This is a genomic window from Idiomarina baltica OS145, assembly GCF_000152885.1.
Taxonomy (GTDB): domain Bacteria; phylum Pseudomonadota; class Gammaproteobacteria; order Enterobacterales; family Alteromonadaceae; genus Idiomarina; species Idiomarina baltica.
In genome coordinates this window covers 190,507-205,014 of sequence record NZ_CH672407.1, presented here as the reverse complement: position 1 = coordinate 205,014, position 14,508 = coordinate 190,507, and the positions used below count along the sequence as shown (strand labels likewise).

Annotated in this window: 14 protein-coding genes; 11 read left to right on the top strand and 3 right to left on the bottom strand. The window is 48.9% G+C overall.

What is annotated here, in order from left to right; genetic code table 11:
* The first annotated feature begins 126 nt into the window (after positions 1-126).
* From gcvT to OS145_RS10030, 4 genes are all read left to right on the top strand, one after another.
* Complete coding sequence (gene gcvT / locus OS145_RS10045; RefSeq protein WP_006956320.1) at positions 127-1,206, top strand: glycine cleavage system aminomethyltransferase GcvT; 1,080 nt, start codon at positions 127-129, stop codon at positions 1,204-1,206.
* A gap of 68 nt (positions 1,207-1,274) precedes the next feature.
* A complete protein-coding gene (gene gcvH, locus OS145_RS10040; protein WP_006956317.1) occupies positions 1,275-1,664 on the top strand; it encodes a glycine cleavage system protein GcvH in 390 nt (129 codons plus the stop codon).
* Positions 1,665-1,767: 103 nt separating this feature from the next.
* Positions 1,768-4,656: an aminomethyl-transferring glycine dehydrogenase gene (gene gcvP, locus OS145_RS10035; RefSeq protein ID WP_006956315.1), complete on the top strand. Its 2,889-nt coding sequence runs from the start codon at positions 1,768-1,770 to the stop codon at positions 4,654-4,656.
* 159 nt (positions 4,657-4,815) lie between these two features.
* The gene (locus OS145_RS10030) at positions 4,816-5,196 is read left to right on the top strand and encodes a septal ring lytic transglycosylase RlpA family protein (RefSeq protein ID WP_006956313.1); all 381 of its coding nucleotides are present in this window, start codon (positions 4,816-4,818) and stop codon (positions 5,194-5,196) included.
* Here OS145_RS10030 and OS145_RS10025 read toward each other — a convergent pair whose 3' ends face one another.
* Positions 5,197-5,943 carry a 3',5'-cyclic-nucleotide phosphodiesterase gene (locus OS145_RS10025; RefSeq protein WP_006956312.1) on the bottom strand — a complete coding sequence of 249 codons (747 nt, stop codon included), beginning with the start codon at positions 5,941-5,943 and terminating at the stop codon, positions 5,197-5,199.
* Between the two features lie 114 nt (positions 5,944-6,057).
* Here OS145_RS10025 and OS145_RS10020 point away from each other — a divergent pair, with 114 nt between their 5' ends.
* From OS145_RS10020 to OS145_RS10000, 5 genes are read left to right on the top strand one after another with little or no spacing between them, the layout of a single operon-like run.
* On the top strand, positions 6,058-6,381 hold the full coding sequence (locus tag OS145_RS10020; protein WP_006956310.1) for a heavy metal-binding domain-containing protein: 324 nt from the start codon (positions 6,058-6,060) through the stop codon (positions 6,379-6,381).
* Between the two features lie 9 nt (positions 6,382-6,390).
* Complete coding sequence (locus OS145_RS10015) at positions 6,391-7,026, top strand: DUF998 domain-containing protein (RefSeq protein ID WP_006956308.1); 636 nt, start codon at positions 6,391-6,393, stop codon at positions 7,024-7,026.
* 8 nt (positions 7,027-7,034) lie between these two features.
* Complete coding sequence (locus OS145_RS10010) at positions 7,035-9,275, top strand: heavy metal translocating P-type ATPase (protein WP_006956306.1); 2,241 nt, start codon at positions 7,035-7,037, stop codon at positions 9,273-9,275.
* A 9-nt stretch (positions 9,276-9,284) separates the two neighbouring features.
* Positions 9,285-10,031 (top strand): glutamate racemase, encoded by a 747-nt coding sequence (murI, locus tag OS145_RS10005; RefSeq protein ID WP_006956304.1) that lies wholly within the window; start codon positions 9,285-9,287, stop codon positions 10,029-10,031.
* 9 nt (positions 10,032-10,040) lie between these two features.
* Positions 10,041-10,463, top strand: coding sequence for an MAPEG family protein (locus OS145_RS10000; protein ID WP_006956302.1), 423 nt, complete (start codon positions 10,041-10,043; stop codon positions 10,461-10,463).
* Between the two features lie 2 nt (positions 10,464-10,465).
* Here the strand turns inward: OS145_RS10000 and OS145_RS13045 are convergent, their stop codons facing one another.
* Positions 10,466-10,873 carry a hypothetical protein gene (locus OS145_RS13045; protein ID WP_006956300.1) on the bottom strand — a complete coding sequence of 136 codons (408 nt, stop codon included), beginning with the start codon at positions 10,871-10,873 and terminating at the stop codon, positions 10,466-10,468.
* A 198-nt stretch (positions 10,874-11,071) separates the two neighbouring features.
* Between OS145_RS13045 and OS145_RS09990 the strand changes: the two genes are divergently transcribed.
* Positions 11,072-12,763 carry an NAD-dependent malic enzyme gene (locus tag OS145_RS09990; RefSeq protein WP_006956298.1) on the top strand — a complete coding sequence of 564 codons (1,692 nt, stop codon included), beginning with the start codon at positions 11,072-11,074 and terminating at the stop codon, positions 12,761-12,763.
* On the opposite strand, the gene OS145_RS09985 is transcribed toward OS145_RS09990, so the two are convergent.
* The gene (locus OS145_RS09985) at positions 12,760-13,911 is read right to left on the bottom strand and encodes a trans-sulfuration enzyme family protein (protein WP_006956296.1); all 1,152 of its coding nucleotides are present in this window, start codon (positions 13,909-13,911) and stop codon (positions 12,760-12,762) included. The genes OS145_RS09990 and OS145_RS09985 overlap by 4 nt on opposite strands.
* 82 nt (positions 13,912-13,993) lie before the next feature.
* On the opposite strand from OS145_RS09985, the gene azu reads away from it, so the two are divergent.
* Entirely contained in the window at positions 13,994-14,443 is a 450-nt protein-coding gene (gene azu / locus OS145_RS09980; protein ID WP_006956293.1) for an azurin, read from the top strand.
* Positions 14,444-14,508 lie beyond the last annotated feature (65 nt).

Genomic DNA, 14,508 nt, shown 5'->3' with positions numbered 1-14,508 from the left:
TAGTTAACGTTTCGGGTATTTAAAAAATAAATGCAATTATAAGCATTATTGATTTTAAACTTAAGTGCAAGACGCCTATAATTTGCGCCCATATTACTGGCTAAATTTAAAGCAAAAGGATGTCTTATGGGCAGCAGAACTCCGCTCTATGATGCGCACGTCGAAGCCGGCGCAAAAATGGTCGATTTTCACGGTTGGGATATGCCGTTGAACTATGGCTCACAAATTGAAGAGCACCACGCCGTTCGCCGTTCTTGCGGCATGTTCGACGTATCGCACATGACCATTGTTGATGTAGCGGGGCAGCAAGCCCAAGCGTTCTTACGCTACTTGTTAGTCAACGACGTTGCTAAATTAAAAACCGAAGGTAAAGCGCAGTACACCAGCATGCTCAACGAGCAGGGTGGCGTAATTGATGACCTCATCGTTTATCATTTTAGCGACACCTCATACCGTTTGGTGGTTAACTCAGCCACCCGCGAACGTGACCTCGGTTGGATCGAAAAAGTCGCTGCAGATTTTGATGTCACCATTAATGAGCGTGATGACATGGCGATGATCGCTGTGCAGGGCCCCGAGTCAGAAGCTAAGTTAAACGCCGTGTTGAGCAGCGAAGACTTCGCAACCATCGAAGGCATGAAGCCTTTCTTAGGTAAGCAAGTGGGCGATTTATTTATCGCTACCACTGGCTATACGGGCGAAAAAGGTTACGAAATTATTGTGCCAGCCGAGCAAGTCAATGATTTGTGGAAGCAACTCATCGCTGCTGACGTAGCCCCCTGTGGTTTAGGTGCGCGCGATACGTTGCGTTTAGAAGCCGGTATGAACCTTTACGGACAAGACATGGATGAGTCGGTCACCCCACTTGAGTCAAATATGGGCTGGAGTGTTGCATTTGAACCGACTGACCGCGACTTTATTGGCCGCCAAGCGCTTGAACAACAAAAACAAGCCGGTCACCACAAACTGGTTGGCTTGGTGATGGAAGACAAAGGCGTCTTGCGCCACGGTCTGAAAGTGATCGTTGATGGTGGCGAGGGTGTCATCACTTCTGGTACATTCTCACCATCACTTGGTTTTTCAATCGCAATGGCACGCGTGCCTGCGAACGTGGGTGATACCGCACAAGTTGAGATGCGCAAAAAACAGGTCACTGTGAAGGTTGTTAAACCTGCATTCGTGCGAAACGGTCAATCTGTTTTATAATAGCGTCAGAATTTAGTTAAATAGTCAGACAACCTGCCAGCGGCAGTTGGATTGAGAAGGATAGAGTTATGAGCAACATTCCAGCGGATCTTAAATATGCGTCAACTCACGAGTGGGTACGTGATGAAGGCGATGGCACTTTCACTATCGGTATCACCGAGCACGCGCAAGACCTTTTGGGCGACATGGTGTTTGTTGAGTTACCTGAAGTGGGTGACAAAGTGTCAGTAGGCGATGACGTAGCGGTTGCGGAGTCTGTTAAAGCAGCTTCAGACATTTACGCACCGATTAGCGGTGAAGTTATCGCGATTAATGAAGATCTTGAAGACGCGCCAGAAAACGTCAACAACGACCCATATGGTGACGGTTGGTTGTTCCGCATTAAAGCGGAAGACAGCGGTGAGCTAGGTAACTTGCTCGACGCCGACGCGTATGAAGCGTCTATCGACGAAGATTAAGCGTTAATGTAACGCCACAAGGAAAGTGATGGACCCCGGCATGCTCCGGGGTTCCGTGTTTTTTTGCACTGTTCGATTCCCAATTTGTACGAGGCCGAGGTAAATGACCAGTACTACCCTTACGCAGTTAGAACATCACGATGAATTTATTGGCCGTCATATCGGTCCGAGTCATGATGAGCAGCAAGCCATGCTCAAAGAGCTTGGCGTAGATACTTTAGAAGCGTTGACCAAAGATACGGTTCCAGGCTCTATTTTACGCGACCCTTTTTTAAAAGTCGGCGAGCCTAAAACTGAGCGTGAAGCATTGGCTGAACTCAAAGCCATTGCGAAAAAGAACCAGATCTTTACCTCGTACATTGGTATGGGCTACTACGATACGGTAACGCCTAACGTTATTTTACGTAACGTATTAGAAAACCCAGGTTGGTATACTGCATACACGCCTTACCAGCCCGAAATCGCACAAGGTCGTTTGGAAGCCTTATTGAACTTCCAACAAATGACCATGGATCTAACCGGTTTAGATCTTGCGAGTGCCTCATTGCTTGATGAAGCAACGGCAGCTGCCGAAGCAATGGCGATGGCGAAGCGGGTATCGAAAAACAAAAAATCAAACGCGTTTTACATTGCGGACAACGTGTACACGCAAACCATCGACGTGGTTAAAACACGCGCTGAATACTTCGGCTTTGACATTATTGTCGGCCCGGCGCGTGAAGCATCTGACCACGACGTGTTTGGTGCGTTATTACAGTACCCCGACAAAACCGGCGAACTGCACAACATTGAACAGTTGATTGGCGAGCTGCAAGAGAAGAAGGCGATTGTTTCGGTGGCTTCCGATCTGATGAGCTTGTTGATGCTGAAATCTCCGGGCGAAATGGGTGCGGATATCGTATTTGGTAACGCACAACGCTTTGGTGTACCAATGGGCTATGGCGGACCACACGCCGCATTCTTTGCAACTCGTGATAAGTTCAAACGTTCATTGCCCGGTCGTATCATTGGTGTGTCTAAAGACTCACGTGGTCGCCCTGCGTTGCGTATGGCAATGCAAACCCGCGAACAGCACATCCGTCGCGAGAAGGCTAACTCGAACATCTGTACCGCGCAGGTATTACTGGCCAACATGGCGTCGTTTTATGCGGTGTACCATGGGCCACAAGGTTTGCGTCGCATTGCTAACCGTATCCATCGATTAACTGACATCGTAGCCTTGGGTATGCAGGATAAAGGCGTTCAAATCAGCAACGCGCATTGGTTTGATACGCTGACTTTTGAGATGAAAGAGAACGCGACCGACGTGTTGGCGCGCGCTAAAGCGGCTGGCATTAACCTGCGTAATGACGGTGAAGCCGTGTTTGGTATCAGCATGGATGAAGCCAAAACACGTGCAGACGTTGAAGTATTATTTAACGTCTTGTTCGGTGATGACCATGGACTGGATGTTGAAGTCCTCGATAGCCGCGTAGCGAGCAAAGAAGTCGAATCAATTCCAGCGCAATTGGTACGCGAATCGGACTACCTAACGCACCCAGTATTTAACGAGTATCACTCAGAAACCGAGATGCTGCGTTACATCAAAAAGCTGGAAAACAAAGATTTAGCATTGAACCACTCAATGATCTCATTGGGTTCATGCACCATGAAGCTGAACGCCACCGCTGAAATGATCCCAGTGACTTGGCCTGAGTTTGCTCAGTTGCACCCATTCTGCCCTGTCGAGCAAGCGCAAGGCTACGCAGAAATGATTTCGTCATTGTCTGAGTGGTTGGTTGATATCACCGGTTACGATGCGCTTTCAATGCAACCGAACTCAGGTGCGCAGGGTGAATATGCCGGCTTATTGGCGATTCAGAAATACCACGAAAGCCGCGGCGAAGGCCACCGTAATATCTGCTTGATCCCAAGTTCAGCGCACGGTACCAACCCGGCTTCAGCACAGATGATGAACATGAAAGTGGTCGTGGTTGATTGCGATAAAAACGGTAACGTGGACATGGCAGACTTGAAAGCTAAAGCCGAAGAGGCGGGCGATCATTTGTCATGCATCATGGTGACCTACCCATCGACACACGGTGTGTATGAAGAAGGCATCCGTGAAATTTGTGAGCTGGTACACGAGTTTGGTGGCCAAGTTTACATGGACGGTGCCAACATGAACGCGCAGGTGGGTGTTACTTCTCCAGGCTACATTGGCTCGGATGTATCGCACTTAAACCTACATAAGACCTTCTGCATCCCACACGGTGGTGGTGGTCCAGGTATGGGTCCGATCGGCGTGAAAGAGCACTTAAAACCGTTCTTGCCAAACCACAGCATCATTAACTTGAAGACCACTGAGTTGGGCAATGGCGCAGTATCAGCAGCACCTTATGGTAGCGCAAGCATTTTGCCTATTTCTTGGATGTACATCGCGATGATGGGCGGTCGTGGCTTACGTGAAGCGTCAGAAACTGCGATTCTGAATGCTAACTACGTTGCTGAAAAACTCAGCAAGCACTTCAAGATCTTGTACCGTGGTCGTAACAACCGTGTCGCGCACGAGTGTATTATCGACTTGCGCCAAATGAAAGAAGACGCCGGTATCGCCGAGATTGACGTGGCGAAACGCTTGCAGGATTACGGCTTCCACTCACCAACGATGAGCTTCCCAGTTGCGGGTACCATCATGGTTGAGCCAACCGAATCTGAATCTAAAGCAGAACTCGATCGCTTTATTGAAGCGTTGGTTTGCATCAAGCAAGAAGCTGACAAAATCGCAGCAGGTGAGTGGCCGCAAGACAACAACCCGTTGGTTAACGCACCACACACGCTAGCCGATATCACCGATGCTGAGTGGGACCGTCCTTACGACCGTCACACTGCAACCTATCCGGTTGAAGCGGTAAGCTACGACAAGTTCTGGCCAACCGTTAACCGTATCGATGACGTATACGGCGACCGTAACCTGATGTGCTCATGCCCGAGTATTGAAGAGTATCGGTAAGTTGGAATAAATTTTGTTCCAATCAACCAAAAAAGCGAACTTCCGGGTTCGCTTTTTTTATGCCTCTCGCAGAGCTTTGCATAAATCTTACCGGGCCTTTACAGAAGCCGTTGATCGAATCGCGTATGCTACGCGCGGTTCAATTAAGTGGAGATAATAATGAAATACGTATGGCTTGGTATGGTGTCGCTATTGATGTCGGCGTGTAGTTCTATTCCAAAGCATAGCCCAGCGCATTTGGTGGGTCAGGTAGAGACTGGTAAGGCGTCTTATTATGCGATGAAGTATCAGTTTCGTACCACCGCCAGTGGCGAGCGTTACAGCCATTTTGACGATACCGCGGCGCATAAAACCTTGCCGTTCGGCACCTTGGTGCGTGTGACCAATCTCGCCAATGGTGAGTCAGTGGTGGTGAAGATCAATGACCGGGGCCCATTTATCAAAGGACGTATTATTGATCTTTCACGTTCCGCTTTTAGCGAAATCGCTGACCTCGATGTCGGTATCATTGATGTAAAAATGCAAGTGATTACTGACTAACTAAAGCACATGCCAGGGCTCTGCGCGCAAAACGTCGCGGAGCTCTTCCTCATAGCTCGGTTTAAGATGTGTTATCCAGACGCTGTGTGGCGGCTTTTCGAGTTGCTCTAATAAGCGGCTGACTAATGACGGTGTCATGTGCTGGGTTTTGACCGCAACTTCTTCCAGTCTGTCTGGGAACGAACATTCCACCATCAGTGTGCTAATGGGCGGCAATTCATTGAGCGTTGAGACAAGGGCGTCGGTCACGATGCAGTCGGCACAAAACACAAAATGTGAGTGTTCACTGACTTTGGGTTGTTGCACTGCGTAACCAATGGTGGGTATGGCGTGTGGCACTTCGAACGCGGTGAGCGTCATGCCTTGATGCTCAATGACCTGGCCTGGCTTAATCTCCACTAACTCGAGCATGGGCGTGCCATTATCTTGCACCTGAGTAAAGTCGGGCCAAATATCATTATTAAAAATATGCTGTTTAAGGCGCTCTAAGCTGTGGGCGAGGCCATACACTTTGAGCGGTAAACGACTTTGGTCAAACAGGTTACTGACGAAGGTGGGTAGCGCCGCTATATGATCCATGTGGGCATGGGTCAAAAAGATATGGCGAATGGCTTTCATCTCGCTGAGTTGTAACGACGATAAGCCAGTTCCGGCATCGATGAGCGTTTCACCGTTTAATTGGATGCAGGTTGAGCCTTTTTGCGGGTTACCGCTGAGCCCACCGCTACTGCCTAGCACTCGAAACATTGCACACCTGTTATAAAAAGAGGACACTTATCGTTACAACTATAGTATCGATTTAATTGTCAGTTCGAAATAGGATTCGTTAGGATTATTCCAGACAACTCGAAGGAGAATGACATGATAAAAACAACAACCGCAACTATCCAAGGTCATGAAGTAGAACAGTATCTCGATATTGTGGTAGGTGAGGCGATCTTAGGTGCCAATGTATTCAAAGATATTTTTGGTGCGGTACGCGATATCGTCGGCGGACGCGCTGGCGCTTATGAACGTGAAATGACTCGGGCGCGCGAAATTGCGTTTGCAGAGGTTGAAGAAAAAGCCAAGTTGTTAGGTGCTGATGCGGTGATTGGCATTGATATCGACTATGAAGTGGTTGGTCAAAAAGGTGCTATGATGATGGTCAGCGTCAGCGGTACCGCCGTTAAACTTAAAAAATAAGGAGCAACAGTGCAGACATCAACACCCGATCACACGTCCGCAAAACAAGCGATGACGCCACAACTGGTGGTGGTATCGATTTTTTGGCTGGGTTTACTGTTGGTGGCAAGCTGGGTTAAGCCCGATTACAGCCACATGAGCCAGTACATCAGCGAAATTAATGCTACCGGCACAACGGCAGCTGGCGTGCTGGGCTGGGTCGGCTTTGTACCCTTTGCGATTGTGGTGTTAAGTTTCTTGGTGTCTGCGCGTAGCCGAGTACGTGTTGAGGGTATCAGTGCACTCGGCTACGCATTACTGTTCTTTTACCCCTTTGCTTATTTGGGCGCAGCGCTTGCGCCTTGCGATGCCGGTTGTCCGATTGACGGTTCGGCATCGCAAACGATTCACAATTGGATCGGTATTCTAAGTTACTTGGGCTTTGCCGCCGGTACGTTGTTGCTCGCCTTTACCCCTCGCGCGCATTGGGCGTTGCGAATTGTTTTTGTGTTATTGGCGATCATTATCGGGTTAGGCTTTTTCATCATGCCAACCGAAAACCTCGAACCCGTTCGAGGCGCAATTCAACGGTACCTCGAAATTGCCCAGTTAGCTGTATTCTGGCTACTACTTGGAATCACCCGTAAACACTCCTCAAACGAATAGAGGGCAGTATGACACGCAAACAAATACGTTTATCGGTCGAAGGAATGAACTGCGGCTCCTGTGCGAGTCGCGTTGATAAGGCGTTAAATGGTGTCAAAGGCATTGAGGATGTCAGTGTTAACTTAGCCTCTGATGCCGCGGAAATGACGCTAGTCACAGCGTCGCAAGAGGATGCGATTCAGGCTATAAGGGATGCAGGCTATGACGCTCATGCGATTGTCGATCGTGAGGCGGAAATGGCGCGACAAGAGCAGCAAAAGGCGAACGAATTTAAACAACTAAAACGCGATCTGATCATTGCTGTGCTGTTTACCTTGCCCGTTTTTGTTATTGCGATGGGTAGCCATTTGATCCCAGCATTTGGTGAGTGGGTTGATTCCAGCTTAGGCCAAACCGCCAATTTTTGGATACAAATGTTGCTGACAACGGTGGTGTTGGCATGGCCCGGTCGTCGCTTTTATCAAATAGGTATTCCAGCGCTATTGCGTCGTGCTCCTGATATGAATTCACTTGTCGTGCTGGGTGCGACGGCTGCTTGGGGTTACTCCGTCGTTGCCACGCTAATGCCGCAGTGGCTTCCTGCGCATGCGGTGAATGTCTATTTTGAAGCCTCCGCAGTGATAGTGACGTTGATTTTGGCTGGGCGCTTTTTAGAAGCGCGAGCGAAAAGTCACACGTCCGATGCGATTAAACGCTTATTGAACTTACAAAGCAAAACGGCGCGTCGCGTCAGTGACGACGAGAGTAGCGAGACTGTTGATATTAAATCACTGAGTAAAGGCGATATTATCGAAGTACGTCCGGGCGAGCAGGTGCCTGTCGATGGCACCATCGTGAGTGGCGACAGTTATGTGAATGAGTCGATGATTACCGGCGAGGCCGAGCCGGTGGCAAAAGAAACGGGCGATAAGGTGGTTGGCGGAACCATTAATCAGCAGGGAAGTTTTCGCTTTAAGGCGACTGCGATAGGTGAAACCACGGTGCTGGCGCAAATTATCCGCATGGTTGAACAAGCACAAGGCGCGAAGCTACCTATTCAAGATACCGTTAACCGCATCACGCTGTGGTTTGTCCCAGCGGTTATGGCGGCGGCGGCATTAACCTTTTTGGTGTGGTTCTTTGCTAAAGGCGACAACGCGCTCACGTTTGCCTTAATTAACGCAGTCGCGGTACTCATTATTGCCTGCCCTTGTGCCATGGGGCTTGCCACACCGACTTCGATCATGGTTGGCACCGGGCGAGGTGCCGATGAGGGCGTATTGTTTCGACAAGGCAGTGCGTTACAGCAAATTGAGAACGCGCGTATTGTAGTATTCGATAAGACTGGAACGCTGACCGCAGGTCACCCCGAGGTGGTGAGCTGGGAGGCAATACAAGCTGATGATGATGCGTTAATGCTAGCGGCGAGTCTAGAGCAACGCTCAGAGCACCCAACGGCTCAGGCGTTAGTTAATTACGCTGAAGCACAAAGCAAGCCGTTGACCCAACCGGAGAGTTTTAATGCTCTAGCGGGGCTTGGCGTTGAGGGTAAGGTTGATGGTCGTACGTTATTGGTCGGCTCACGTACCTTAATGGATGAGCAATCGGTTGCACTCGACAGTACCCAGCAACAAACTCAAACCATTGAACGCAATGGGCAAACGCCCCTATATGTAGCTATTGATGGTCAGTTAGCCGCGGTGTTCTCGGTCGCTGATCCTATTCGACCTTCAGCCAAGGCTTTGATTAAGCATTTAGCGGAACAGAACATACGCACCGCGATGGTCACGGGCGATGCTGAGGCGACTGCACAAAAAGTGGCAAAAGAACTCGGTATCAGTGACGTGGTGGCGGGAGTTAAGCCCGATGGTAAAGTGGCTGCGGTAGAAAAGCTGCAAGCTCAGTATGGTAAGTTAATTTTCGTAGGTGACGGTATTAATGATGCGCCCGCACTGGCGGCCGCAGATATTGGTATTGCCGTTGGAACAGGTACAGACGTGGCGATCGAAAGTGCCGATGTAGTGATGATGTCTGATGATTTGAACGGAGTGCGTAATGCATTCAGTCTATCGCGTCAGACCATGCGCAATATCCGCCAAAATTTATTTTGGGCGTTCGCCTACAATACGGCGTTGATTCCCGTAGCTGCGGGCTTATTGTACCCGTTTTGGGGCATTACTCTGTCACCGATGCTAGCCGCAGGCGCTATGGCGCTCTCAAGTGTCTTTGTTATTTCTAATGCGTTACGTCTTAAACGTATTACTTTGTAAGGAGCCTCAGTGAAGTTAGGCGTTTTTGATAGCGGGGTGGGCGGTCTGACTGTCGCCCGCTCACTGCAACGGAGCCGTTATTTTTCCGAGTTGCTCTATTTTGGTGACACGGCGCGCGTACCATACGGCAGTAAGGACAGTAATACGGTAACTCGCTACGCACTCGAAGCGGTCGAGTTTTTTAACGGTACCGATGTCGATGCCTTAATCGTTGCCTGTAATACGGTCAGTGTAGTGGCGCTGGAAACCATGCAGAAGTTTTCTAATAAACCCGTGTATGGCGTGTTAGAGCCGGGCGTGATGGCGCTTGAACAAGCAACCGAAGTAAACCATGACAGCCAGGTATTGGTGATTGCAACACGCTCGACGATTCAATCCGGGGAATACCAACGGCGTATAAAGCAGCTTGGTTTTGAGCATGCCACGGCGATGGCGACGCCGTTGTTTGTGCCCATTGTTGAGGAGGAACTTTACGAGGGCGCGATTTTACATGCCACCTTTGACCATTACTTTAGCGCGCTAGAGCGGCCAGACGTTGTGCTGTTAGGATGTACTCACTTCCCATTGATTAGCGATGCGATTAGTGAATATTTCAGTGGCGCAAAAACGATCCATTCGGGCGAAGCAATGGTACAGTGGTTAAGTCAGCATTTAGATTTAAAACGTCAGTTTGACGAAACACCGATAACCATCCACGCTTCAGAAAATGTCGAAGCGGTGCGTCGGGTGGCAAAACGGTGGCAACTTAACTTATAAGGAAGAGCCATGTTTGAAGCGTACAATGGAACCTTTATTGCCCTTGCAGTGATATTGGCAACGGTCCTACTACAATGGTTGATTGCCAGTGGTAGAAAAGCAAAAGAAGACGGTGCTATTCCAGGCAAGCCACCTCAGCAACAAGGCCATGAAAGCTTTACCTTTAGAGCGTGGCGCACGCACCAAAACAGTATCGAAAACCTCAGTGTCATGTTAGGCACGGTATTTTTAGCTGTATTAAGTGGTGCCAACCCGTTTTGGACCGCGTTACTGACGGGCTTTTTTGCGGTCGCGCGTATTCTTCACATGATTCTTTATTATGTGATAGCGACAAACAAAAATCCGAGCCCGCGTAGCTACTTTTTTATGTTGGGTTGGTTAGCTAACGTAGCTTTATTAGTGTTTACGCTTGTTCACTTAGTGACGAAGTAAGGCTAAAGCGGTTTCTTATCCGGGCTCACGAACGTACGTCTGGCTGTTGGTGAGTCCAGTGTCTCTGGCTTATAGTGCTGTGCGAGTACGGCTTTTAAGTCGTTGACTAAGTCAGCGTTCTGTTGTTTAAACTCTGTGAAGTCAGAGCAGGGTTGCTCGCTTAAACGTTGGCTCATAATACGTAGTGTCGCGACCGTTAAGGTATGATGATAGCGTTCGTTCAATGACATGATATGTTGGTTGGCACGCAACGTAGCGACCACTTCGGCAAGTGCGATCGGCCAGGGTGCACGTTTTAAATGTATCCATGCCAAACGCAAGTGCCAACTGTGATCGGTACTATCTCGAGAAAACTCGCCTTGTTTAATTGCGTTAAGAAACGCCTCGTCTGATAGCGTACGGTTATCCATAACTCTTAAGTTCTAAAAAATTTAATCTATTGTGCATCAGATACTGGTTTATTGTCGAATAAGTTCATCTATTTTTATAGGGGATTAGCCGCATCTGGTCAGTCCTGTTTTTAGAGCGTGCGTTTCGTTCAACCTAACCGGATGATTTTCTGCTATCATCTCGGCAGTCAATTTATCTTGGTTTAGGAGTCCGAGCGCATGTCTGACGAACAAAAACGTCCTTTGTATATTCCCTATGCGGGACCATCGTTGTTAGAAACTCCGTTGCTGAATAAAGGCAGCGCGTTTAGTAAAGAAGAGCGAGCGGCATTTAATCTAACGGGCTTGTTACCGCCCCGTTATGAATCGATTGAAGAACAGGCCGAACGTGCCTATATGCAGTATAAAAGCTTTGAGACTCCACTTAATAAGCATATCTATTTGCGCGCCATTCAAGATAACAACGAAACCTTATTTTATCGCTTGCTGACCGATCATTTAGAAGAAATGATGCCGATCATTTATACCCCTACAGTGGGCGATGCGTGCGAAAAATTCTCTGATATTTATCGCAGTTCACGTGGCTTATTTATCTCCTATTCCGAGCGCGATCAGCTCGATGACATTTTACGCAATGCCACCAAGCAAAAAGTTAAAGTTATCGTCGTCACCGACGGTGAACGTATTCTTGGTTTGGGTGACCAAGGCATTGGTGGAATGGGGATCCCCATTGGTAAGCTGTCGCTTTACACGGCCTGCGGCGGTATCAGTCCAGCCTATACGCTACCAGTGATGCTTGATGTCGGCACGAATAATGAAAAACTGCTGAATGACCCAATGTATATGGGCGCGCGTCACAAGCGCATTAATCAAGAGCAGTATGATGAGTTCTTAGAGAAATTCATTAAAGCGGTAACACGGCGTTGGCCGGGTGTGATGCTGCAGTTTGAGGATTTCGCACAGCCCAATGCAATGCCGTTGCTTCGCCGCTATCGTGATGAGGTGTGTTGTTTCAACGACGATATTCAAGGCACGGCGTCCGTCACAGTCGGCACGTTGCTCGCTGCGTGTCGTCAGAAGGGCAAAAAGCTGAGTGAGCAGAAAGTCGTGTTTGTTGGCGCAGGGTCGGCCGGTTGTGGTATCGCTGAACAAGTGATGATTCAGATGGTTGCTGAAGGGCTGAGCGAAGAACAAGCTAAAAAGCAGATTTTCATGGTCGATCGCTATGGCTTAGTGGTTGATAGCATGAGCGACTTACGTGACTTTCAACAGGCGTTAGCGCAACCGATTGATAGCCTAAAAGACTGGCAATACAGTGGCGACTATCCGTCGCTGTTGGATGTGATTCATTGTGCTGAACCAGACGTATTGATTGGTGTTTCGGGTCAGGCGGGGTTATTCACTGAACAAGTGATTACCACGATGGCACGCTACGTGGAGCAGCCAATTATTTTCCCACTATCGAACCCGTCGAAGCATGTCGAAGCGCATCCTCACGACGTTATTAAGTGGACACAGGGCAAAGCGATTGTCGCAACAGGCAGCCCATTCGGCGAAGTTGAGTGGGAAGGCACCACGTATCCGATAGCGCAATGTAATAATAGCTATATCTTTCCGGGCATTGGTTTAGGTGTTATCGCGGTGAAGGCGACGCGTGTCAGTGACGAGATGTTCCGAGTGGCAAGTAAGACGCTGGCGAAAGCCTCGCCGAGTGCCAACGGTAAGAATAAGAACTTATTACCCGGTTTCACCGAGCTGGCTCAATTGAGTAAAGACATTGCCTTTGCCGTTGCGAAAGTGGCACAAGAAGAGGGCGTTGCGCTCGAAATCGATGATGAGGTACTCAAGCAACGTATTGAGAAAAACTTCTGGTCTCCTGAGTACCGTCATTACAAGCGCGTCAGCATTTAAGCTGACGCCTCGATAGCATGAACTAAATCGGCGAGTAGATCTTCTTTACGCTCAATGCCGACGGACAATCTTAGTAAGTCGTCGGGTACAGGCGTGCCCGCTCCTTCAATACTGGCACGATGCTCAATGAGGCTCTCAACACCACCGAGCGAAGTCGCGCGGTGCCATAGACGTGTTTTGGCTGCGGTGCCGACGGCTTGTTGCTCGCCTCCGACGAGTCTAATTGATAGCATGCCACCAAAGCCGCCTTCCATTTGTTTGCAGGCGATTTCATAACCGGCAAAAGAGGGGAGTCCTGGGTAGAGCACTTCACTGACCATGGGGTGTTGCTCCAGTTGTTGGGCGAGAAACATGGCCGAGTCACAGCTTTCGCGCACGCGCAAAAATAAAGTACGCATGCCGCGTAATAGCTGAGCTGCATCCATTGGGGACGGTACCGCACCTCCTTGAGCGCGTATTGCAAGAATACGTTTCCAGAAATCATCGTTTTCTCGTGTGGCAAGCGCACCGGCGATAACGTCAGAGTGACCGTTCAAGTACTTAGTGGCAGAGTGCATAACAATATCGGCACCCAACTCGAGTGGACGTGTTAGTATCGGTGTGGCTACGGTTGAATCGACTGCAACGCGCGCGCCTTGATGTTTGGCAATATCGGCAATGGCGCGAATGTCGCTCACGGTCCACATCGGGTTGCCGGGCGTTTCGAGCCAAATCAATTTGGGCTGTAGCTGCGTGATTTTATTTTCCACCTGATCGAGTTGTGTCATATCGACAAAGTGAACGTGCAATCCGGCATCGGTCGCTAGACCTTTCAGCCAGTTGCGTAACGCCCAATACATGATGTCAGGTGCCAACACGACATCGCCGGGCTTGAGTGCTTGAAATACAGCGGTCGCGGCTGCCATGCCCGAGGCAAATAGTTTCGCGTCGACGGCGTGCTCAAGTTGAGCGATTAACTTTTCTGGCGCATCGTAAGTTGGATTATCGGCGCGAGAATAGACTCTTCCGCTACGATATTGATTATCCTCATCTCTTTGATAGGTCGTTGATGTAAAAATACCCGGGATAATCGGCTTGAAAGGTTGTGTAGTGTTCTCTCCGCCTTGTGCAAGAGACGTCTGGAAACTGTCATTTATCTTTTTTGTCATAAAATCGTTTACTCAGTAATCTAATTTAGCTCTATTGCGTATGATCTGAGTGTATTTTGGTCTCAAAATGAGAGGTATTGCAATGCGTTTGTTAAAAGCTTTAATCGCGGGTTCAGTGTTGTTAGTCGCAAACTCTGCACTTGCTAACGAATGTGAACTTACAATCACTGGTTCAGATAACATGCGTTATGATAAAAGTGAACTTTCTGTACCTGCTAGCTGTTCTGAAGTAACCCTTACTTTGAAGCACTCAGGTAAGATGGGTAAGAAAGTAATGGGCCACAACTGGGTTTTGAGTCAATCAAGCGATATGCAGTCAGTGGTGCAACAAGGCATGTCGGCAGGCTTAGATAACAACTATGTGCCTGACTCGGATAAAGTGATTGCTGCAACTGATGTTATCGGTGGTGGTGAATCCACGAGTGTGACTTTTTCTACTGAAGGAATGAGTGCAGACGGTGACTATATGTTCTATTGCACATTCCCAGGTCACTCGGCGATCATGAAAGGTCAGTTCAAACTGACTCAATAAACTGAATCCAAGCGAGTTAAAAAAGCCCGCGGCTGCTTTGCACCCGCGGGTTTTTATAGGGAATT